Source organism: Chloracidobacterium sp. (genome assembly GCA_025057975.1).
Classification (GTDB): Bacteria; Acidobacteriota; Blastocatellia; order Chloracidobacteriales; family Chloracidobacteriaceae; genus Chloracidobacterium.
Window position 1 is genome coordinate 1 of record JANWUV010000016.1, and the last position, 21,985, is coordinate 21,985.

The 21,985-nt window shown below is 60.8% G+C and carries 16 protein-coding genes; 8 read left to right on the forward strand and 8 right to left on the reverse strand.

The window, feature by feature from the left end:
• Positions 1–166 precede the first annotated feature (166 nt).
• Genes NZ585_13050 through NZ585_13060 form a run of 3 tightly spaced genes read right to left on the reverse strand, consistent with a single transcriptional unit; the run spans position 167 to position 2,019 of the window.
• Entirely contained in the window at positions 167–391 is a 225-nt protein-coding gene (locus NZ585_13050) for a hypothetical protein (GenBank protein ID MCS7080961.1), read from the reverse strand.
• 45 nt (positions 392–436) lie between these two features.
• Positions 437–1,507, reverse strand: coding sequence for an SPFH/Band 7/PHB domain protein (locus NZ585_13055; protein ID MCS7080962.1), 1,071 nt, complete (start codon positions 1,505–1,507; stop codon positions 437–439).
• 56 nt (positions 1,508–1,563) lie between these two features.
• Positions 1,564–2,019: an NfeD family protein gene (locus tag NZ585_13060; GenBank protein MCS7080963.1), complete on the reverse strand. Its 456-nt coding sequence runs from the start codon at positions 2,017–2,019 to the stop codon at positions 1,564–1,566.
• Between the two features lie 285 nt (positions 2,020–2,304).
• Between NZ585_13060 and NZ585_13065 the strand changes: the two genes are divergently transcribed.
• The 3 genes from NZ585_13065 to NZ585_13075 all read left to right on the forward strand — a co-directional run bounded on the left by NZ585_13065 (position 2,305) and on the right by NZ585_13075 (position 6,657).
• On the forward strand, positions 2,305–4,170 hold the full coding sequence (locus tag NZ585_13065; GenBank protein MCS7080964.1) for a TolC family protein: 1,866 nt from the start codon (positions 2,305–2,307) through the stop codon (positions 4,168–4,170).
• Positions 4,167–5,477, forward strand: a complete 1,311-nt coding sequence (locus NZ585_13070; GenBank protein MCS7080965.1) for an MFS transporter — start codon at positions 4,167–4,169, stop codon at positions 5,475–5,477. The genes NZ585_13065 and NZ585_13070 overlap by 4 nt, the downstream gene beginning before the upstream one ends.
• 358 nt (positions 5,478–5,835) lie before the next feature.
• Positions 5,836–6,657, forward strand: a complete 822-nt coding sequence (locus tag NZ585_13075) for a CerR family C-terminal domain-containing protein (protein MCS7080966.1) — start codon at positions 5,836–5,838, stop codon at positions 6,655–6,657.
• Here the strand turns inward: NZ585_13075 and lysS are convergent.
• From lysS to NZ585_13090, 3 genes are all read right to left on the reverse strand, one after another.
• Positions 6,554–8,077 carry a lysine--tRNA ligase gene (gene lysS, locus NZ585_13080; protein ID MCS7080967.1) on the reverse strand — a complete coding sequence of 508 codons (1,524 nt, stop codon included), beginning with the start codon at positions 8,075–8,077 and terminating at the stop codon, positions 6,554–6,556. The two genes, NZ585_13075 and lysS, sit on opposite strands and share 104 nt — an antisense overlap.
• 28 nt (positions 8,078–8,105) lie before the next feature.
• Entirely contained in the window at positions 8,106–8,822 is a 717-nt protein-coding gene (locus tag NZ585_13085; protein ID MCS7080968.1) for a sigma-70 family RNA polymerase sigma factor, read from the reverse strand.
• 160 nt (positions 8,823–8,982) lie between these two features.
• The gene (locus NZ585_13090) at positions 8,983–12,777 is read right to left on the reverse strand and encodes a carboxypeptidase-like regulatory domain-containing protein (GenBank protein ID MCS7080969.1); all 3,795 of its coding nucleotides are present in this window, start codon (positions 12,775–12,777) and stop codon (positions 8,983–8,985) included.
• 192 nt (positions 12,778–12,969) lie between these two features.
• Between NZ585_13090 and NZ585_13095 the strand changes: the two genes are divergently transcribed.
• The 5 genes from NZ585_13095 (at position 12,970) to NZ585_13115 (ending at position 19,286) form a co-directional block, all read left to right on the forward strand.
• Positions 12,970–13,374, forward strand: a complete 405-nt coding sequence (locus NZ585_13095) for a PASTA domain-containing protein (GenBank protein MCS7080970.1) — start codon at positions 12,970–12,972, stop codon at positions 13,372–13,374.
• A gap of 56 nt (positions 13,375–13,430) precedes the next feature.
• On the forward strand, positions 13,431–14,129 hold the full coding sequence (rpe, locus tag NZ585_13100; protein MCS7080971.1) for a ribulose-phosphate 3-epimerase: 699 nt from the start codon (positions 13,431–13,433) through the stop codon (positions 14,127–14,129).
• A 62-nt stretch (positions 14,130–14,191) separates the two neighbouring features.
• On the forward strand, positions 14,192–15,394 hold the full coding sequence (bamD, locus tag NZ585_13105; GenBank protein ID MCS7080972.1) for an outer membrane protein assembly factor BamD: 1,203 nt from the start codon (positions 14,192–14,194) through the stop codon (positions 15,392–15,394).
• A gap of 40 nt (positions 15,395–15,434) precedes the next feature.
• Complete coding sequence (locus NZ585_13110) at positions 15,435–18,347, forward strand: M14 family zinc carboxypeptidase (protein MCS7080973.1); 2,913 nt, start codon at positions 15,435–15,437, stop codon at positions 18,345–18,347.
• 198 nt (positions 18,348–18,545) lie between these two features.
• Positions 18,546–19,286, forward strand: a complete 741-nt coding sequence (locus NZ585_13115) for an RNA polymerase sigma factor (protein ID MCS7080974.1) — start codon at positions 18,546–18,548, stop codon at positions 19,284–19,286.
• Here the strand turns inward: NZ585_13115 and NZ585_13120 are convergent.
• Both NZ585_13120 and NZ585_13125 read right to left on the reverse strand, forming a co-directional pair.
• Complete coding sequence (locus NZ585_13120; GenBank protein ID MCS7080975.1) at positions 19,283–21,172, reverse strand: hypothetical protein; 1,890 nt, start codon at positions 21,170–21,172, stop codon at positions 19,283–19,285. The two genes, NZ585_13115 and NZ585_13120, sit on opposite strands and share 4 nt — an antisense overlap.
• On the reverse strand, positions 21,169–21,984 hold the full coding sequence (locus NZ585_13125) for a TatD family hydrolase (GenBank protein ID MCS7080976.1): 816 nt from the start codon (positions 21,982–21,984) through the stop codon (positions 21,169–21,171). The genes NZ585_13120 and NZ585_13125 overlap by 4 nt, the downstream gene beginning before the upstream one ends.
• Between the last annotated feature and the right edge of the window lies 1 nt (position 21,985).

The following is a 21,985-nucleotide window of genomic DNA, read 5'->3' on the forward strand; positions in this document are numbered from 1 at the left end:
CCGAATGGACTTTTCACGCACCGCCGCCCGATTGACGGCGTCCAGCGGCAACGCAACTTCAATCAACTTTTTGCGTGGTCTTGTGGGGGTCAGGTTGTCGCTCATCTGGTGACTTTCTTGGTTAGGGGAAATCCACGCGCTAGATATGGACGGCGCGTTCGGCGAGTCACCGCTGGCGCAGGTCAAGGAGTTCGGGCGTCCAGGCTTCCGGCGCGGTCTCGGCAATCTGTCGCGTCAGGGCATAGGCGCTCCGCCGATAGGCGTCAACTTTGACCGCATAAGCGGATGACGCGCGCTTCAGCGTCAGACTGAAGGACTTTCGAGAATGATGGAGCGATACCTGCTCTGGGAGCAGCGTCAAGAAGTGTTTGGCGTGCGGGGGCCACCGCACGCCAAATCGAGGGGCTGCGTCGCTACGTCGTCTTCAGGGAGCGCGCTACCGCGGCGCGTACTGCGGCGGCGGCGCGGTTGGGATGGGTGTTCGGGCTGGGGCGGCTGGGGCTGTGACCGAGACTGCCGTCTGCGGCGGCGGTGCCTGCGGGGGCGCGGCAGTCACCGGCCGGTCGGCAAATAACTCTTTGAACATCCCCACTGACGACAGTACGTTCGACGCCTCCACCGGCATGAAGACCACTTTGCTGTTCTGGCTCTGCGCCATCTCCCGCAGCGACTCAATATAGCGCCCCATAATCAGGTAGTGGGCCGGATTTCCGACACCAGCCAGAGCCTGCGCCACAATCTGAATGGACTTTGCTTCCGCTTCAGCGGCACGCAGTCGGGCCTGCGCCGCGCCTTCCGCGCGGAGAATCTGCATCTGGCGTTCGCCTTCGGCGCGCGCAATCGCTGCGTCGCGCTCGCCTTCCGCACGGGTAATCGCCGCCTGCCGTTCGCCCTCCGCTTGCAGCACCATCGCGCGCCGGTTGCGCTCAGCCGTCATCTGCTTCTCCATCGTGACGCGCACATCCTCCGGCGGATTGATATTGCGCACTTCGACGCGCGTCACCTTGACGCCCCACTTGTTGGTTGCGCCGTCCATCACCATCCGCAGCTTGTTGTTGATCACGTCGCGCGAAGACAACGTTTCATCCAAGTCCATTTCGCCCATCACGCTGCGCATGGCTGTGATGGTCAACTGCATGATGCCGCCAGTTAGGTCGGCAACTTCGTAAACGGCCTTGTAAGGGTCGGTAATCTGCCAGTAAATGACCGAATCCACCCCGACCGTCACGTTGTCTTTCGTGATGACCGGCTGCATAGGGAGGTCGGTGTACTGTTCGCGGAGGTCAATGTACTTCATTCCAGCGGGAAATCCCGTCCAGTTAACCGTACGCGGGGCGTCAAGGAACGGCGTGAGTACGTGCAGTCCGCTGCTGAGAATCCCGGCGTATTTACCCAGCCGTTCGATAACCAGCACTTGCATTTGCGGGACAATCCAGATGGCTTTCGCCAGAATAACAATCAGGAAAAGCACCAAAACGACCAGGCCGAACAGCAAAAGCGCTTCCATAGTCAACTCCTTCAGCGGGATGGGCGTTGGGGTTGCGTGAGAGACCTCGATTCACGTCAGTTAAGTTGCTTGACGGCTTTCCAGTCTGGGATGTGCTGAATTGGGCGTACGTATAGTTGATTGCCTTCAATCCGAATGACTTCACACTCGTCGCCGGTGGTTAGGGGTTCACCATTGACGGGCAACGCCGTCCATACCGTGCCATCCAGTTCAAGTTCGGCTTCGCTGCGGGGGCCGCGGCTTTCTGTAATGACCACGCCCCGCTTACCAATCAGGCTGATGTCGTTAGACGGCAACGTGTCGGCAACAGGACGGTTGAGCCAGCGCAGAAAAATCCGCCGCGTACTCACCGTCAGGGCGGTTGAGACCACCATAAAGGTGAGGATTTGAACCGGAACGCCAAAACCTAGCGCCGCCGCCAGCGCCGCCGCGCCGGCCCCAACCGCAAACCAAAGAGCAATGAAGCTGATGGTGAAAACTTCCACCGCCGCACATGCAGCGGCAACAGTCAACCACACTATCCACAGATATCCGGCTATACCCTGCATTGAAAATTTGGCCTCGCTTTTGCCGCAAGATACGTCGGCGCGACGGAAAAAGTTTTCCGAGATATGACTGAGGAAACCGCAACGGCGTCGTGACGCCAGTGTACCACGTTCGCGCCTTGGCAGGTCAGACCGCCTAGTCAAATCGAGGGCGCGAAGCCGGGACGTTTCCCTTGACGGGCCGGCTGATGGCGGCATAGAAACACACCTTTCAAACAAGTGTTTCAATCAAACGCTTGAAATGGTGAGCTTATGAACATTCGTACGTATCGTCTGTCGGTGTGGGCGGCGCCGGTCGTCATTGGGTTGGCGGCGTCCCTCGTCTCGGCGCAGCAGGACACGCCTAACAGGGATAGTGTGGCACGGCACGCTGTCGCCGGCGTCGTCCGGCTGGCCGACCAGTCCGGCGACTCGTCGTCCGCCGCGTCAGAGCAAGACTTGACCGAGCAAGCGCGCCGCCGAGTCGCTGTCGAGCCGCGCGTCGGCGTCCTGCCGGGGCTGAGTCGGCCGCTGGCGTTGCGCGACGCCGTCCTGATGGCGCTGCGCGCTAACCCCGACATCGAAATTCAGCGCGTCGTCGTTCAGCAGGCCGCCTTTGATGTCAACCGCGCCAAAGGCTTCTTTGACGCGACGCTGACGAACCAGTTCACCTACGCGGCGCTGCGCAATCCGGCGTTCAACCCCTTTGCGGGTGCGGACGAAAACGGCGCAGTTGAGACCCGTCTAGCGCAAAACATCTTCGCTTTTACCAAGCCGTTGATGACGGGCGGCCGGGCAGGCGCGGAGTTCACAACGGCCCGGCAGGATACGACAAACGTCTTCGCGGGCCTCAACCCGCTTTACACGTCGCAGCTGACCTTTACCTTTACCCAGCCGCTGTTGCGCAACTTCCGCACCGACGACGCACGAAGGCAAATTGAGCTTGCCAAAAAACGTCTTACGCTTTCCGATTCGCAGTTCCGTCAGCGCGTCATTGACATTGTGGCGCAGGTGCAGTCGGCCTACTGGGATTTGGTCTTTGCGCGGCGCGAGGTTGAAATCCGCGCCGAAGCGGTGGCGCTCGCCAATATCCAGCTTGAGCAAAATCGCCGTTTCGTCGAAGCGGGCACAGCCGCGCCGGTGGACGTCGTGGCGGTTGAAGCTCAACTTGAACAACGTCAGGAGGAGTTTTTACAATCGCTTGAAAATCTGACGCGCGTGGAAAACGCGCTCAAGGCGTTGATCCTAAACGAGCGCCAGTCGCCGCTGTGGGGGGAAGCCATTATCCCGACCGAACAGATCAACTTAGAACCGGTGGCACTGTCGTTGGACGACGCCGTGCGGGCGGCGCTTGCTAAACGTCCCGAAATGGAGCAGTTCGACATCCAAAAAGCCGCCAACGAGATTGACATCCAGTTTTTCCGCGACCAGCTGCGTCCCCAAGTGGACTTCTTTGCTGCCTATGGCCTGCAAAGCGCCGCCGGTACACCCCTGCCGATTCGCGCCAATCCCTTCGGTGAGGGCTTCAACACCGCTGTTCTCAACCGCCTAAATACGCTGTCGGCTGGGGCGGGTCTGCCGCCCGTCGTCGTCCCGCCGCCAACGTTGCGCCTGCCGGGCTTTTTCATCGGCGGTTTCGGTCAAAACTTGGGAAACCTGTTTTCAAAAAACTTTTATAACGTGCGCGTCGGGCTGAACTTCAGCTTTACGCCAGCGAACCGCGTCGCCCAGAGCGCGCTGGGACGGGCCAGAGCGCAGGAGCGGTTGCTTGACGCCCAGCGGCGGCGCGTCGAAGCCCAGATTGAAAGCGAGGTGCGCAACGCCCTGCAGGCTGTGCAAACGGCGCTCCGGCGTGTCCAAGCGGCGCGTGCTTCTCGCGCCGCCGCCGAAGCGCAATACGCCAGCGAGATGCGGCGGTATCAGGTGGGCGAATCCACCAACTTCCTTGTCCTTGATCGCCAAAACGCCCTGTCGGCGGCGCGCGGACGCGAGATTCGGGCGCTGACCGACTACAACAAAGCGGTGGTGGCGCTCCAGCGGGCCATGTCCACAACGCTAGACGTCAACAGCCTGACGATCAAGCCGTCGGACAGCGCTCACCCGAACGAGGGAGCCCCCGACGTGGAGCCGATGCCATGACAGTCGAGACTATGCCGCGCCCAGCCTTGCTCCGGCAGTGGGCGGCTGACTGGTCGCCCCTGCGTCAATCCGCCTTCCGCATCTACTTTGGCGGCCAAGCCGTATCGCTGTTGGGGACGTGGATGCAGATTACCGCTCAAGCGTGGGTGGTGTGGGAACTGAGCCGCTCAATGCAGGCGCAGGGCGTCGTCGCGTTGCTGGGTTCGCTACCGCTGGTGCTCTGTGCGCCGTGGGCTGGCGCGGCGGCCGACCGCTTTGATCGCCGGAAGCTGCTCATCATCACGCAGGTCGCTGCCATGCTGTTGGCTTTTGCACTGGCGCTGCTTGTCCAGACGGGCGTGGTGCGGCTCTGGCACGTTTACGTACTCTCGTTCCTGTTAGGCGTTGTGGCGGCGGTGGAAATGCCTGCGCAGCAGGCGTTCATTGGCGACCTCGTTGGCATGGCCGAGATTCGTAAGGCGCTGGCGCTCAACGGTGTGATTGTGCAATTCGGCCGAACGTTCGGGCCGACGCTGGCCGGCTGGGCGATTGCGCGTATCGGCGTCGCAGAAGCCTTCTGGATGAATGGCGTCAGCTTTCTGGCCGTCATTGCCGGTTTGCTGGCGATTCGCGCTGCCGCCACCGAGCGCCTGCCGGACGCCGGCAGGCAGGTAGGCGGCTTCACTGAAGCCGTGCGGTACTTGAGTGGTCAGCCGCGCTTGCTGGACCTGCTGGCCTTTGTCACGCTGGCGTCGTTTTTTGTGCTGTCAAACCTGACGATTTACCCGGCCCTAGCCACGGTCGTCCTCGGCGGCGATTCGCGGACGCTGGGCTGGCTGCTCGGCGCATCGGGCGTCGGCGCGTTTATCGGCTCGCTGTTGGTGACGCATCTGAGTCGCGCCACGCCGCGCGTCGGGCTGGCGCTCGTGGGCTGCACGGTTTGGGCCGGCACGATGATTCTTTGCAACTCGCTGAGTCGGACATTGCCCGCCGCCGTCGCCTGCATCGTGGCGACCGGACTGACCGTGCCGTTCATCTTCACCACAGCGAACGGCTTGACGCAAATGCTCGCGCCAGCGCACATGCGCGGACGACTGCTGAGCATCTTGCTGATGGTCGGGTTTGGTCTTCAACCAATAGCTGCGATTGGGATTGGGTGGATTGGCGACCGCTTCGGGCCGTCGCAGGCGCTGTTCGTCAACGGCTTCTGTCTGATCGCAGGCGGGGCGCTGATGATCACCCGACACGGGTTGCTGACTTGGCGACTCAGCCCCGCCGCCGAAGCGCCCGATTCCACCCGCCGAGAAGCATTCCCGACGCAATCGTAAGTCACTCAATGTGGAGAAAGCGAGGTTTGTATGTCGCCATTAGCGCCGCAGATTGAAATCAGACAAGAGCTAATGAGCCGCCGGTCGCATGGCTCATCGGCGCTAATACGAAAGTCACCGAAGTGGTTCTCCCACACCTGTGCTACGGGTGGGATGCTGAGGAACTGGCCTACCAGTTTCCCCACCTGACGCGGGAGCAAATCCAAGCCGCCTTGGACTACTACGCCACCCACAAAGCAGAACTGGATGCCCAAATTAGGTGGGAACTTGAATTTGCAGAAAAGCTCCGAGACAGATTGCTTGATTCTAAGCTTCAGCAAAAACTGTCATTGCTTGCTACATTGCGTTCACCCATTTCATGAAGCTACGGACCCGAAGCCGAACTGAGCTTGCCCCGACTGAAACACAAGCGCCCACACCTGCGTTGGAGGCCCCGGTGCGGCGGCGGCGGCGCGCCGCTGAAGGGGATGCCGACGCCAAAACCCGCTTGCTGACCGTCGCCGAGCGGCTGTTCGCTGAACGCGGCTTCTCCTGTACGAGCATCCGCGACTTGGCGACTGAAGCCAACGTTAACATCGCCGCCGTCAACTACCATTTTCACAGCAAGGAAGAACTGTACCTGGAAACGCTGCGCTATGCGATGCGGCGCTCAAAAGACTTGACGCCGCGCTTCGTCCACATTCTGCGTACGGCGCAGCGCATCGGCACGCCCGAAGCCGCCCGGCGAGGCATTGCGCGATTCATTATGACGTTTATCACGCACCTGTACGGCCAGCCCGGCGAAACCGACTACTCGGTGGCGCTGATGTCGCACGAGATGGTGCACCCAACTGGCGCGCTCGACATCGTGGTGCGGGAGTTCATCCAGCCACGGTATGAAATTCTGACAGCGCTGATCCGCTTGGCGCGGCCGGACCTGAAGGACGATACAGCGGTGGCGCTGCACGCCCTGAGCATCGCCGGCCAGTGTTTGCATATACACTTTTGCCGTCCCATTGCGCTCAAACTGGCGGGCGAGCGCCGTCTGACGCCGCGTTTGGTCAGACAAATCGCCCTGCACGTTGCAGAATTTTCCCTCAAGGGACTGTCGCCGACGGCGCTTCCGCTAAAGGGGCTTCTGGACGCAGAAGCGGAAACAGAATCACGTCCCGAATCGAACGTTGGTTCGTCAGCAGCATAACCAGTCGGTCAATCCCAACCCCTTCTCCGGCGGTCGGCGGCATCCCATAGGCGAGCGCCCGAATGAAGTCTTCATCCAGCGGCATCGCTTCGTCGTCGCCGCCGGCCCGCGCCGCCAGTTGTTGCTCAAAGCGCCGTCGTTGTTCGTCAGGGTCGTTGAGTTCGGAAAAGGCGTTGGCGCACTCCATCCCGCCGATAAAGAGTTCAAAGCGGTCAACAAAGTTTGGGTCGTCGTCGGCATGCCGCGCCAGCGGACTGAGTTCGGTCGGAAAGCGTGTGATGAAGGTTGGTTGAATCAGGTTCGGTTCGGCGACGTGCTCGAAGAGTTCGCCCAGACGTTTGCCGTAGCCGATGTGCGGCGCGACCGGCAACTTGAGACGCTCAAGGGCGCGGTTGACGCCCGCCAAATCGTTCAACTCGGCGACGGTTGGGGGATTGTCGGCCGGCCAGTACGTTACGATGGCTTCCTGCATCGTCATCCGTCGCCACGGACGGGCGAAGGAAATGGTCGCTTCACCGTAAGTGATAGTCTCGGTTTCACAAGTTTGCGCGACAACTTCCGTGAAAAGCTCTTCAGTCAGCGTCATGAGGTCTTCGTACGTCGCGTAGGCCTCGTAGAATTCCAGCATGGTGAACTCCGGGTTGTGGCGCGTCGAAAGCCCTTCGTTGCGGAAGTTGCGGTTGATTTCATAGACCTTTTCAAAGCCGCCGACGATAAGCCGCTTGAGGTACAGCTCTGGCGCAATGCGCGCGTAAAGCGGCATGTCGAGCGCGTTGTGGTGCGTCACAAACGGCCGCGCCGTTGCGCCCGACGCGATAGGGTGCAACATGGGCGTTTCGACTTCGAGGTAGCCGCGCGCGTCGAAGAATCGCCGCACGGCCTGGATGATTTTCGCCCGCTTGACGAACACCGCCCGTACGTCGCGGTTGGCAATCAGATCGGCGTAGCGCCGCCGGTAGCGCAACTCGATGTCGTGCAACCCGTAGTGCTTGTCTGGCGGCGGAATAATGGCTTTGGTCAGGAAGGTCAGTTGCTCGGTATGCACCGACAGTTCGCCGGTTCTCGTGCGAAAGAGCCTACCGGCGACGCCGATGAAGTCGCCCAAATCCAACCGTTTGAAAAGCAGCCATTCGTTCTCTGGCAGGTCGTTTTTCCGTAGGTAGGCCTGAAGCGTCGCTGCGCCGTCGGTGAAGCGAATAAAAGCGGCCTTGCCCATGACATTGACCGCCTGAATGCGGCCGGCGACCCGAACAGTAACGGCGGCGGCGTCCAACGCATCGGCGGTATGCGCGCCGTAAATCGCCACAATGTCGGCGATGCTGTGCGTCCGGCGGTAGCCGGCCGGATAAGCCGGAAACCCAAGCGCCATAATGTCGGCTAAGTTCCGGCGGCGTTGCCGAGTGTATTCATTTTCTTCCATGACGTTCTGAGGCAGGTCGGGAATGAAGTCACATCCCGACGACTTTCATGCGGCGCAGGATGCGCGCCAGTTCGATACGTCCGCGATTGATGCGCGACTTGACCGTGCCTTCGGGAATCTGGAGCTTTTCAACGATTTCCTGATAAGTCATTTCCTCGATGTCGCGCATGATGACGCACTGGCGCAAGTCGGGGGAAAGTTTTTCAATCGCCTGCATGATTTGTAAAGACTGCTCCTTACGCTCGATGGTGCGCTGTGGGTGGTCAGTGCGGCTGTGCAGGCGGTGGACATGCGCCTCAATGTCTTCACTGCTTTCCACCGGCTGCCGTTGACGGCGGCGATAGTCGTCGATGATAAGGTTGCGCGCTAAGCGAAATATCCAGTTGGGCAGATCGCCCACGTCAGGATTGTACTGGTCAAGCGAGCGATAGATTTTGAGGAACACTTCCTGAGTCAGGTCTTCAGCTTGTTCGTGGCGTCCGACAAACTTGTAGGCTAGATGATAAATCCGGCGAGAGTACTGCCGGACGAGGCATTCCCAAGCGGCGGCGTCACCGGCGCGGCAGCGAGCAACAAGCGCAATATCGGCGGAACGGTCACGGGGAGAAGCGCCCGGCGGCGCGGCGTCAGCTTCAAGCGCCGCGAGAACCTCGCGCTGGTCGGCTGGCAAATCGCTGAGGTCGTCGGGACTGTCCGCGGCGGGGTCAGGCGGTGCGACCAGCGGCGTGCTCTCCGGCAAAGACATCGGACAAACCCATGCAAAGCCGAATCGAGGGGTGTTGACAGGCGGGAACTTACGCTTTTTGGCGACGCAAGTCAAAAGTCGGCCGGACTCTGGCGGAGCAAGCAACAAAGGCGATGGGCGGATCGCCCATCGCCGTTATAGCCCCAGCGTTTACCGTGGTTTAGAAGGTGTAGCGCAGCGCGAACTGCATCACACGGGGCGGCCCTTGTGTCGCCGTAAAGCGCCCAAAGCCGGGTCCCGGCTGGCTTGTGGTCGAATCCTGCGGAATCTGGAAGTTGACCGTCTGCGCGCCGGTCAGACACGCCGTGTTAGTGGCGTTGAAGACTTCCCACCGGAACAGCAGTGTTTGCTTTTCACTCCACGGCATGCGGAAGTACTTGCCTAACCCAAAATCCAGTGACACGAAGCCGGGATCGCGTAGGATGTTCCGCCCGCCGGTTTCACCTGCACGGGGATTGCGGAACGACTGCGACGCCGCCACTGGATCGCGGAACAGGTTCGGCCGCCCGTCCGCGCCGTTGCGCGTCGGCGAGGACGAAATCGGACGAATAGGAACGCCGTTGCTCTGGACATTCCAGTTTGTCGCCCATCGCCGCCCATCAAACGGGGCGTCCACCGGCAGGCCCGAATTCCACCGGAAAATCGTCGTCAACTGCCAGCCGCCAATAAAGGCATCCGCCCAGCGCGGAATGTCGGAAGCATAGGTGCGTCCGCGTCCCACAGGGATGTCCCAGATGGCGTTGAAGTTGATGATGTGGCGTGTGTCAAAATCTGAAAATGACCGGTTGTCGCGCGGCCGAATTGGATTGAGGATAAACGCGCTGCCGAACTGCCCGAACCGCTGGAGACCCGACGCTGTGTCCAGCGACTTGGACAGCGTATAGTTGAAGTCCCACGTCAGTTGATCCTTGTAGCGTTGCCGAACCGAAAGCGTAAAGCCGTGGTAATCCGACGTGGCAATGCTGCCCCACGCTGAGAGTGTCCCGTACTGCGGTTGGAAGAAGATCGGCGCGCCGGGCCGGCCGTCGGTGCGGAAGAAGAAGTTGGCGTAATCCAACGCCAACTGGAGCGTTGTCCAGTCACTACCGGCGATGCCGTCAATGACGCCGATGCCGGGAATGGGAATGCGCGCAATGGAAGCGTAAACCGCCTGCGTCGGCGTCATCCCGCGAAAAGCGTCCTCGTCGCCGACAAAGAAATCGCCCAGCGCCCCAATGAGGTCAACTCCACGGAAGAGATTTGTGAAGTAGGCGAGGTTCGGGACAGCCGACAGCGGCGCGTTCCGGTCGCGTAGGTCAGCGAGGATACCGGCCACGGTGTACCAGTCTTGGCCTGACTGCGGATCGCGCAAGTTGTTGAGCGCCACAATGTCGCGTGTCGCCAGCAAGTTCCGCCCGATGCGACCGATGTAAGACGCTTCAACGTAGAGGCCGGCCGGCAGCTTGCGCCCAATCGTTACGTTGAAGACGTGGTTGTAGGGCGCGCGCACCGTCGCGTCAAGCGACTGCTCAATGGCTTGAATCCGGCGGAACGAAGCCGGCTGCTGCCGTGGAAACGTCAACTGTCCCGGGATCGTGATGAGCGGCAAGCCGCGCACCTGCTGGCCGACACCGGTGATAAGCGGCGCAGGGCGTGTCGTGACGTTGAATGAGTTGGCCGGCGTCAACGACTGTGACGAAAAACCGAGCGTGTTGTTGTTGTCAAACTGGAAGGCGATCTGCGTACCGTAGTAGTCGTTGACCAAACCATAGCCGCCGCGCAGGATGGTGTCGCCTTCCCTACCCAGAAGCCGCTTCCAGAAACCGCCTTCGGCGCGGGGCGACCACGCAACGGCGAACCGGGGCTGCCAGTTGTTCCAGTCAGTTTCATAGTTGCCGGGCTTGCCGTTGGCGGGACCGGCCAAATCCACCACGATGGGTTCGTTGAACGGAACGCCAGTTTCCATCCCGCGCAGGCGTCCCTGAAAGTACTCGCCGAGCGGAATGGTCGTGCGCGCCTGAAGACCGTTCTGCTCATAGACCGGACGGCTAACGCTGTAGCGAATCCCGTACGTGAAGGTGAGGTTCGGCCGGATACGCCACGTATCCTGAAAGTAGCCTTCGTATTCTTCGGTCGCCACATCGCGTCGAATCGGTACGCCGCTGTTGAGCAATGAGCCGTCGCGGGTGAAGTTGAAATTGGCTGAGTACTGCGACGCACGCCCGATGAGCGCCGACATGGCGACCTGCACAGGGCTGCGGAAGCCGGGGCTGATTGGAAAACCAGCCGCGATAATCGGGTTGGACAGCACCGCGCCGCTTTGCTGGTAGAACGAGAAGTTGGCCACAATGCTGTCGAACGACCTCGCCGAGTTGAGCACCTTGTTGCGAATGATGCGGACATTGCCGCCGAACTGGAACGAGTGACCGCCTTTGATGAGCGTAAAGTCGTTTACGAAGTTGTACACCGGGGACACCCGCGACAACGACCGCGAAAAGGCGAAGGGCTGAAATACGTCGCGCAGGTTGAGGGAGTTCTGGTTGGAGTCACCGCCCAAGGTGAAGGCGTTGCGCGTGATGCCGAACCGGAAAACGTTGATTTTGTTGCTGGAAATCGTCCACGTGTGGCTTACCGCCAGCCCTGTCGGATGCTCCCAAGCGGTCGGCGTCGGCGTATCGGGGAACTGCTGCGGCGCACGGGCGCTGTTGTCATATTGGTAGTTGAGCCGCGCCGACAGGACGTGCTTGTTCTGGCGGTCCACGTTCCAATCCAGCCGGGCAATACTGGTGTTTTGCCGGACCGGTAGCGGCGCGTTGAAGGTGAACCCACCGGTGTTGAGGCCGTCGCCCACCTGGTCGTTGTTGACCGGATACCGCTGCGCCGCCTGCGCCATGAGTTGCAACGTGATGGGATTGAGACCGACCGCCGGGAAGATGGCTTCCAACTGCGGGCGCGTCAGCGTCGTGACGCCGCCGCTCGGATTGATGAAGCGCAGCGTTCCCTGACCCATGGTGGGACGTGGGACGAGCCGCGTGACCGGCGTCCCTTGCGCCAGCCGTAACCCTTCATAGGTGAAGAAGAAGAAAAAGCGATCCTTGACGACCGGGCCGCCAATCGCGCCGCCGAACTGGTTGCGGATGAGCTGCGGCCGCGGCGTGCCGGCCAAGTTGTTGAAAAAGTCGTTGGCCGAGGTGACGGTGTTGCGGTGGAAGTGAAACAGCGTGCCGTGGTACTCGTTTGTCCCGCTCTTGGTGACGAGCGAAATCTGCGCGCCGGATGACCGACCCTGATTGGCGTCGGCGTTGACGGTGGTGACGCGAAACTCGCTGACCGAGTCGGGCGTCACGCGCAGCACGGGCGTAAAGGCAAAGCCGTTGACTTGGTCGTTGACATCCACGCCGTCGAGCGTGATGTTGGCCTGGTCGCTGCGGCCACCCGCAACGTAGCCATCCGCCGTCACGCCCGGTTGCAGACTCAACAACGCCGCGACGTTGCGCCCTTCCAGCGGCAGTTGCTTGATTTGCTGCTCGACGAAGTTGTTGCCGAGGCTGGCGTTTTGTGTGTTGATGACGGCTTCCAGCGAATTGGCGGAAACCGTGACGACCTCATCCGCGCCGCCGACTTCGAGCGCCACGGAAACGTCCGTGGTTTTGTCCACAAGGCCTTGAATGTTCTCGACGACTTTCTTTTTGAAACCGTTGGCTTCAATGGTCAGGTTGTAGCGTCCGGTCGTCAGGTTGCTGAAGCTATAAGCGCCGTTGTTGTCGGTGGACTGGCTGCGGGACGTACCACGGTCAACATCGGTAAGTGTAACGGTCGCGCCGGCGATGACGCGCCCTTGTTCGTCTTTGATCGTACCGGCAATGCCAGTTGTCCCTGATTGCGCCCAGCTGGGGATGAAACTCCCAGCCAAAAGCGCCAGCAGCAGGGCGAGCCGCGGCAGCCAAGAAAGAGCGTAGTGATGTCGTGTCGACATGCCTAGAGGACTCCTCTCTGTAGTGTGAAGCGGGTTGAGGTAATCAGCCGCAAAAGGGTGAAAAAAACGCCACCCTTTTGCAGGCTGACGACGTATCCAAAACTTGTGTGATTGTTTGGTTTGTAACACACGCTTCACGTGCTGGAAAGGTGGGGTTTGTTTTTCCCTGAAGCTGAGCTGCTCCTGACGCCGATGAACAAACCAATGACCGTTGCCGCTGTTCCCACGCCGGTGGTAGAGTCGCCGGCTATGACGAGCGCAGTCAGCGGCGACCGACCACAACGCGCGACTGGGTCTTGGCTGAAACGCGCCCTGTGGCGGCTCACGTTTATATCCTTGCTCGTCGTAGCTTTCATTGCAGGCGGCGTCGCCACCTGTTACTTCACACGCGGCGAGCGCGTCGTCGTCCCAAACGTTGTCGGCAAAACCGAGCGAGAGGCGAGGGAGTTGTTGGAGAAAAGCGGTCTACGGGTAGTGGTGATTGATGTTCCGAATGCACCAGAGCCAGTCGGTACGGTTACACGCCAGAATCCCAGGGCGGGCAGCATCGTGCGTAAGCCCTTTCCGGTGAAAATCAACGTCAGTCGCGCGCAGTAGTCAGCTGGTGGGCGGCGGCCAAACTGTCCGGTGCGCCCCGCCAAGCAGGAGATGGTATGAACGAAATCAAAATTGCACCTTCCATCCTATCCGCCGACTTTGCCCGTTTGGGCGAAGAGGTGGCGCGCATCGAAGCGGCTGGCGCAGACATGATCCACGTAGATGTCATGGATGGGCACTATGTCCCTAATCTAACGATTGGCCCGCCGGTTGTCGCTGCGCTGCGCAAAGTCACCCGCCTGCCGCTTGACGTGCACCTGATGATGACCAACCCGGATGCCTTCCTCAAAGACTTTCGAGACGCCGGAGCGGACGCCATCTCGGTTCATGTGGAGGTTGTCCACCATCTGCACCGAACGCTTGACGCCATTCGGTCACTGGGCGCACGGCCGGGCGTCGTCCTCAATCCGGGAACATCATTGACGTTGCTGGATGAAATCCTGCCGTTTGCTGACTTTGTTTTAGTCATGACAGTCAATCCGGGGTTCGGCGGACAACGCTTCATCGAGGCCGGCCTGTCCAAAGTCGCGCGTCTCCGGCGCATGATCGAAGAACGCGGGCTCCGGACGGTGATAGAAGTAGACGGCGGCGTCGGCCTGCATAACGTGCGCGCGCTAGTTGAACACGGCGCGCAGTGGCTTGTAGCCGGCTCGGCGGTCTTTGGCGCGCCCGATCCAGGTCTAGCGGTCAAACAACTACGCGCAGCGGCGCTGGGCGCAGGTCATGCCGCCCCGGTCGGCGGCGTCAACACCTGAGGCGCTCATTCGCCAGCACAAAGGCGAGTTTAGATTTTTTCCACTTGTGGAGGGTTTGAAAGTTGCTGAAGTCAGGGTTTCTGGAGCAAACGTCGAAGCGTGGTTGGGCCCTGCTTGTACTAACGGCGTTCATCGCCGCTTCGCTTGCCTGCGGAAGCCCAAAGAAAAAAGTGACCACTGAAGAAATCCGCGAGGGCCGCGACCGCGAACTCTACGCCGAGGGGTTGCGGGCAATGCGCAAGCGACGTTATGAGGAAGGCCGTTTGTTGTTGAGTACGCTGATTGGCAGCTACGACAGTAGTCCCTTGTTGCCTTTGGCGAAGCTGCTCATTGCCGATTCGTTCTATCGTGAAGGGAGCGCGTCCAGTCTCGCCCAAGCGGATGTCGAATACCGCGAGTGGTTACAGTTTTTCCCACAGCATCCCCTAGCCGACGACGTACTGCTCAAAATCGCTCAGATTCACGTCCGCCAGATCGGCCCGGCCAACTTGGACAACACTGAAGCGCGCCGCGCCGAGCGCGAACTGATGCGGCTGGCGCGTGAGTACCCGCAATCGAAACTCCAACCGCAGGTGCAGGAATACCTCAAGTTCACCCGCGAACAACTTGGCATGCACAGCCTTGGCGTGGCGCGGCTCTACTTCAAACAGCAGAAGTACGTCGCCGTCAAAGGACGATGTGAAAGTATCATTCGGAACTACCCGGACTTCACCTACATGGATGAAGCCTTGTTCCTGCATGGCGTGGCGCTGACGCAACTGGAGGACACGCCTGAAGCAGCGAAGTCATTCGCCCGCATTGTTCGTGAGTACCCCAACAGCGAGTGGCGCGACAAGGCGGCCGAGTATTTGGAACGCTTTGGCGTTGAAGTGCCGGCCCCGGCCGAAGGCGCGGAAGTCAAGCAAGTTATCCGTAAAAGCTTCATCAAGCGCAAGTTTGAGGAAATTTTTGGCCCCTCCGCCAGCGTGTCGAAGGAAGGCGTCATCCTGAAAAAGGACGACACGATTGATCCTGAAGTTGAGGAGTTGCTGGTTAGCTTGGGTGTCCGCACTGATGTCGTTACGCCGGAGTCCACCATTACAGGGCAAGGCAAGCAGATGCAGACCTATGGGCAGCGCGCCGCCGCGTCACAGAACGAAGCCACCCGTATGGCGGCGACCCAGACCAAGAGTGAACCGACGCCCAAACCGGCCGCCGAACCAACGCCCAAGGTTGTTGAACCTAACAAGAAGAACAAGAAATCGAAGGCTCAGCCGCCCCGATAAGTTTCACCCCAAGCCCCACCTTAGGACACAGTGAGCGCCTGTGCGACTTCCGCTACGGCGCTTGCGCGTGCTCGGCGTCCGTCTGATGAAACATCTTGCCGCGCTGCTTTGTCTTTTGCTCCTCATGCCGTTGCCGCCCTCGTTCGCCCAGATTCCGGCGCCGCCGCCGACGGCCGCCGTGAGCTTTGATTTTCAGCAGTTTGGTCCCTACTCGCCCAATTTCGTTTCCCCTTGGACAACCTTCGGGTACGAAATCGGCGACTTTCACACCAACTACGCCAATTTCGAGCGTATCCTGCGCGAGTATGCCGCCAAGTCAGACCGGCTGCGCGTTTTTGAACGTGGGCGTACGCCCGAACACCGGACGCTGTACACGCTCGTCGTCAGTTCCCCGAAAAACATCGCGCGGCTGGACGCCATCAGGGCCGACGCCGCCAGACTCGCCGACCCGCGCCGTCTGTCGGACGCCGAAGCTGAACAACTTATCTCAAACATGCCGATTATTGTCTGGCTTGCCTACAGCATTCACGGGAACGAATCGGCCGGCTTCGAGGCGATGCTTGAAGTTCTCTATGACCTTGTGGCGAGTCAGAATCCAACCATCACCGAACTGCTTGAGCAAGCGGTTGTCGTTATCAATCCGTGCCAGAACCCCGATGGCCATGAGCGGTTCGTGACTTGGTACAACGCCGTCGGCATTGGTCGTCCCGAACCCTTTGCTATCGAGCACCGCGAGCCGTGGAGCATTTACGGCCGCCTGAACCACTACCTGTTCGATCTCAATCGGGACCTGGTTATTGCGTCGCAGATTGAGTCGCAATCGGCGATGCAGGCGTTTCTGGAGTGGCATCCGCAGGTCTGCGCCGACCACCATGGGCAGACAGTCAACTACTTCTTTCCACCGGCGGCCCTCCCCATCAATCCTAACATCAACCGTGGGCAAGCCGATAAGTGGCTGGACATCTTTGGGCGGGGCAACGCGGCGGCGTTTGACCGCTACGGCTGGCAGTACTACGTGCGAGATGTGTTTGACCTGTTTTATCCGGGCTACTGGGATAGCTGGTCGTCGCTCAACGGGGCGACCGGTATGACGTACGAAACCGACGGCGGCGGTTGGAAGGGACTCAACTGGCGACGGGATGATGAAACGATTCTCACCTTGCGCGACGGCATTGCGCGGCATGTGGTGGCATCGTTCGCCACCCTTCAGACGGCGGTCGCCCACCGCGTTGAACGGCTGCGCGACTACCGCGCCTTCTTTGTTCAGTCCATCGCCGAAGGACGGCAGGGGCCGTTGCAATGCATTCTGTTTCCACCGGAAGGGGACGCAACGCGCCGGCATCGGCTGGTGCAGACGTTGCTCCACCACGGCGTCGAAGTGCAGACCGCGACGGCGGCGTTCACGCTCAAAGCCGTCCATGACTACTTCGGCGGCGTCCAGCCCGTACGCGAGTTTCCGGCGGGAACATTAGTGGTCAATCTTGATCAACCGCGCGGACGCATCGCCAAGGCGCTGCTTGAGCCGGACACCAAACAGGACAAGGCGTTTATCGAACGCCAACTGGAGAAGGTCAGACGGAATGCGACGCGCGGAGCCAACGCACCAAAGGAAGAAACCGAGTTTTACGACATTACAGCTTGGTCGTTGCCGCTAGCGTTGGATGTCCCGGCCTACTGGGCTGGCGCGCGTCCGACGGTCGCCATGACGCCGCTGCACTCAGTCGTGACGACGCCGCCACCGCCACCGTCATCAGCTAGAACAGCGTATGTCTTTGCCTATGAGTCAGACGCGGCGGCCAAGCTCGCCCTCCGCCTGTTACAGGAAGGGTATCGTCTAGCGACTGCCGTTCGACCGCTGCGCGCCGGCGACCGAGCTTATCCGCGCGGTTCCTTCATCCTGCGTGTCGAGCGCAATCCCGACACGCTTCACGGTCGGTTGTCGGCGCTGGCCGCCGAATGCGGCGTCGAAGTGCAATCAGTCAATTCGGCGTACACCAACGACGGCATCACCGGCGTCGGCTCTGAAGGGGTGTACACATTACGGCCGCCCCGCATCGCCGTCATCGCGCAGGAGGGTGTTAGTCAGACTTCCTACGGCGCACTGTGGTTTACGCTGACCAACGATATCGGGATTGAGTTCACCCCCATCACGGTGGAAACCTTTCTGGAGTTGCGACTAAACGAATTCAACGTCCTGATTTTGCCCGACGGCTCGCCAAGCGCATATCGGCGGGCGTTTGGCAAGGAAGGTATTGAGCGGCTCAAGCTCTGGTGTCGGGAGGGCGGAACGCTGATCTGCATAGGCGGCGCAGCCGCCTTCGCTGCTCACAAAGACGTTGACTTGACCGGCGCACGCCTGCTCGAAGAGGACACTGAAGAGGAGAAAAAGCGCGAGCCGGATTCATCGGCGGACGATAAGAAGTTGCCCCAAGCTGAGACAGCGGCTACCTCCGGCGAACCCTCCCGCTACCGGGAATCAGGCAGCAGAAAGGCCAAGCCGAAAGACAGTAAGCCGGAAGACGACAAACCTGCTTCACTGTCGGCGTCCGACGGGCGACCGCCAACTGATGCGGCTGTCGCTAAAGCGCCGCTCCCGCTGCCGGGCGCTATTTTTCGGGCGACGGTCAACCGGGAGCATTTCCTCACCTTTGGCCACGAGCAAACCGCTATGCCCGTTTTGGTCAGTGAGCGGTTTTTCCGCCCGTCGCCGACCGGTACGAACGTTCTGACCATCGAAGACCCAAAACCGCTGTCCGGTTTCGTATGGGAGGGGAATACAGAACGCTTTCTCCGCCGGACGGCGGTGGTCATTGAGGAACAGCTTGGCTCAGGTCACGTCGTATTGTTCGCCGACGACCCGCACTACCGGGCGATTTGGCACGCCCAGCGGCGTATTTTTCTCAACGGGTTGATTTTTGGCCCGACGATTACGTTCAGCACCGGCCTGCGATAGTCGAAGACTTACACGAAATCGTGTGCTCGCCACGCCGCCGCCGGTGCCAAATCGGCTGGCGGCGCGTTGTTTTCGATTCCAGGTCTTTGAAAAAGGGCAGTTTGGCGTTTCGGAATGATTTTCCAGGAACTTTGGCACGCGCTTTGTGTTCACAGGCCAGCGGCGATTGCCAACGCCACAATAGGAGGCTTCTCAAAGATGCGCCGCATAACTACGGAAGACGCTCTATTTTCAATCGAATTTACACAACCAACCACAGCAACGCCTGTTTCCACTGATTTTGATGACGCGCCGCATTTCTCCGGTGAATTTGGTCTTGAACCGGGTGTGCCCGGGTTGGATGAAGGCTGCGTGGAGGACGCCGAGCTTGAAGACGCCGCGAGCGACGACTTACCGCCCCCAACGGCGGAAGCCGAACCGCCGGCCAACGTCGCCGCCGATACGTTTGAGGCGTTGTACCGCCAGTATTACCGGCGAGTGTACGCTGTGTGTCTGCGGATGACGGGCAACCCCGACGACGCCGAAGACTTGACGCACGACGTCTTCATCCAAGTACTGCGTAAGCTCAGTAGCTTCCGGGGCGAAGCCGCCTTCACGACGTGGCTGCACCGGATCGCCGTCAATCAGGTGCTGATGCACTTCCGTAAGAAGTCAAATCGCGTCGAAAGCGTGACGGAAGAAGGCGATATGCCGGAAGACGTAACGCCGGTGATGATTCGGCAGTCGCAGACGCCGCTGGTCGACCGGCTGGCGCTGCTGTCGGCGGTGAAAAAGCTGCCGCGCGGCTACCGAACGGTGTTCATCCTCCACGACCTGAAAGGCTACGAACACGAGGAAATCGGCGGACTGCTCGGCATCAGCGCCGGTACGTCGAAGTCACAACTCCACAAAGCGCGCGCCCGTATGCAGGAGCTTCTCACCGGCGCACGCGCGGCCTAACGCCGCAAACGAAACAGGGCTAAGCGCCCATCCTGCCGAACGAGCGTTGCATACCGCTGAAGATAGGCTAGGAAGCGCGCTCGTTCGGCTTCGTTTTCAAAGGGCATCGTCTGCGGATCAAGCACGATGTCCAGCGCCATCAACAGCCAGTCCACTTCGAGCTGCGCGATGAACTGCGCCAGTTCGTCCGATGTGCGCGATGCGTGCACAAGCCGCCCCAGCGTGTACCCCTCGAAGGCGTAGTCGGTGACGAAGGGCCGGTCGAGGTAGTAGGTTCGCGCGCCGGTGTTGACCAGCCAGACGCGCGACTGCGGCGGCGTGCAGTCGGCCAAAAAGCGAAACATCCTGTATTCCGGCAACTTAGCGCGAAGGTAGTCCTCCGCGGGGATGCGGCCGAGTCCGGCGGTGACGGCTTGGCTTTCGACCGCCAGTTCGCCTGTACGCAGCGTGTTGGCGGCAATGAACAGCCCGACGCTCAACAGCCCGACGGCGCGCAATCGCCGAGTCCAACTAAGCCATTCAATGGCGAACCACACGACGACGACAGCGGCCGGGGCGAGCGCCGGCAACAGAAAACGAATCTGCTGCGACGAAAACGCCCACAGCCAGAAAAAGAGAACGACAAACCCCGCCAAACTCCGCAGCCGCGCGTCCATTCGGGGCCACAGCAGGAGCGCCGGAACAAAGACGAAGTACGCCGCGCCAATCTCACCGTCGTACCGCCGAATGTCATCGGTTTGCGCCAACCAACAGACGCGCCAAGGAAGCGTCATATAATCTAGCCAGTCCTTTACTTCGCTCCCATAGCCCTGCAAGAACAACAGGTGTAGCCGCGCACGGTCGGCGTCCCAGCCGTCGCTCCGCGTCGGAAAGAGCGTATAGAGCATCGGAAAAACTGGGTTGTGCGTCAGCCAAAGGCTGCGGACATACCACGGCGCGGCGACCGCCAACATCGGCAGGAAGAACAAGGCGAGCGTTTGCACGACGCGCCACAGGGAAGGCGAAGCGTGTCTGGTCGCCAACAGTCCCAACACGACCGGCGTCAGCGCAAGCGCCAACGGGAAGGCAAGGTACTTGACGCTCGCCGCGCCGCCAAGAAAGACGCTGGCCGCGACAAGCGACTGGGACCGTCCCGTCGCTTGCCACATCAGCAGCCGCCGCACCGACTGCGCGACGTAAAACGCTAGGGCCAAGTCCACGTAGGGCCAGCCGGCTTCAAGCCACACCATCGGCGTTGCGGCGACGACCGCCGCCGCCAGCCAACAGCTTGTCGTCGAGAGGCCGCAGTCGCCAGCCAGACGATGGACGGCGACGCACAGTAGCCAGCCGAACCCGTTGTGAATGAGCGCCGCCGTCCGGTCGCTCCCGACGCTCATCCCGCAGGCATACAGCGCCTCAACCAACTGCGGGAAGTAGGCGAAAATGTTGTGCGGCAGCTCGCTGAAGCGCCCGGCCGCCAAGTAGGTCTTCTGGACGGCGAGGTGATACACCAAGGCGTCCTTAGCGACCGGCGGGGCTAGCGCCGCCAACGCTGCCCCGCCGAGACTCAGCGCTATGACGCCCTGCGCAGTGCGCGCCGCCCAGTCGGTCAGCTTTCCGAGTGTCCGGAGTCGCCGACCGACGGCTGCCCACCAAGCGCGGTCAAGCAGCCCCAACAAGCCCACGCCAAGCAGCAGGAAGGCGAAAGGGCGGCCGTAACCGCCAAAAGTTTGCGCGCCGAACGCCAGCCACGCTGCGCCGACGCCGCCCAACGCGATGTCGTCCAGCATGCCGCGGTCGGCCTCCAAATAGAGGAGGTTTCCCATCAGCTTGCCGCCGAAGCGCAGGCCCGAAAACAAGAGGCCGACGACGGCGAGATCGAGAACGACCTGAACCGGCGGGTTCATGCCGTAGCGCGCGTGACAGCGGGCGCAACGGCGCTTTCAAGACGAAAGAGCCGACGGAAGTTGGCCGTGGTCAGCCGGCCGATGTCGGCGATGTCCATTTCATGCAGTTGCGCCAAGCAGCGGGCGACTTCAAGCACGCGCGCCGGTTCGTTCCGTTTGCCGCGATACGGCTCCGGCGACAAAAACGGGCAGTCGGTTTCAATCAGCAAGCGGTCAAGCGGAACGGCGCGGGCGATGTCGCGCAGTTCGTGGTTCTTCTTGAAGGTCAGATTGCCCGAAAAGGAGATGTGAAAGCCCAGCTCGACGCCGGTTTCCATCAGCTTCCACGAGCCGCTGAAGCAGTGAAAAATACCGGGACGCTCCACCCCGACCCAGTGATCGCGCAGCATCGCCGCCATGTCTTCGTCCGCGTCGCGGATGTGCAGAATGATCGGCAAGTCGCGCTCGCGGGCGAGCGTCATTTGCCGCGCAAAAACACGACGCTGCACGTCGCGCGGCGAGCGGTCGTAGTAGTAGTCCAGTCCGATTTCACCCCACGCGACAACCTTTGGATGCGCCATAAGGTCAAGCAGCTTCGCTTCGAGCGGCGGGTCGTAGGCGGCGGCGTCATGCGGATGAATCCCGACCGCGCCGTACACGTCCGGTTCGCTTTTGACGATGCGCATGCCGATGTCAAGCGAGCCGCGCCCAATGTCGCCGCCGCAAATTTCAAGCATTAGTTCGACGCCCGCCGCCCGTGCGCGACTGAGAACTTCGGCGCGGTCGTCGTCATAGCTGTAGAAGTCAATGTGACAGTGTGAATCCACGAACATG

Excerpts from the sequence above, each read along its gene's own strand:
- NZ585_13055 (MCS7080962.1), bottom strand. The coding sequence starts at position 1,507 with ATGGAAGCGCTTTTGCTGTTCGGCCTGGTCGTTTTGGTGCTTTTCCTG.
- NZ585_13065 (MCS7080964.1), top strand. The coding sequence starts at position 2,305 with ATGAACATTCGTACGTATCGTCTGTCGGTGTGGGCGGCGCCGGTCGTC.
- NZ585_13070 (MCS7080965.1), top strand. The coding sequence starts at position 4,167 with ATGACAGTCGAGACTATGCCGCGCCCAGCCTTGCTCCGGCAGTGGGCG.
- NZ585_13075 (MCS7080966.1), top strand. The coding sequence starts at position 5,836 with ATGAAGCTACGGACCCGAAGCCGAACTGAGCTTGCCCCGACTGAAACA.
- lysS (MCS7080967.1), bottom strand. The coding sequence starts at position 8,077 with ATGGAAGAAAATGAATACACTCGGCAACGCCGCCGGAACTTAGCCGAC.
- NZ585_13085 (MCS7080968.1), bottom strand. The coding sequence starts at position 8,822 with ATGTCTTTGCCGGAGAGCACGCCGCTGGTCGCACCGCCTGACCCCGCC.
- NZ585_13090 (MCS7080969.1), bottom strand. The coding sequence starts at position 12,777 with ATGTCGACACGACATCACTACGCTCTTTCTTGGCTGCCGCGGCTCGCC.
- NZ585_13095 (MCS7080970.1), top strand. The coding sequence starts at position 12,970 with ATGAACAAACCAATGACCGTTGCCGCTGTTCCCACGCCGGTGGTAGAG.
- rpe (MCS7080971.1), top strand. The coding sequence starts at position 13,431 with ATGAACGAAATCAAAATTGCACCTTCCATCCTATCCGCCGACTTTGCC.
- NZ585_13115 (MCS7080974.1), top strand. The coding sequence starts at position 18,546 with ATGCGCCGCATAACTACGGAAGACGCTCTATTTTCAATCGAATTTACA.
- NZ585_13120 (MCS7080975.1), bottom strand. The coding sequence starts at position 21,172 with ATGAACCCGCCGGTTCAGGTCGTTCTCGATCTCGCCGTCGTCGGCCTC.
- NZ585_13125 (MCS7080976.1), bottom strand. The coding sequence starts at position 21,984 with ATGTTCGTGGATTCACACTGTCACATTGACTTCTACAGCTATGACGAC.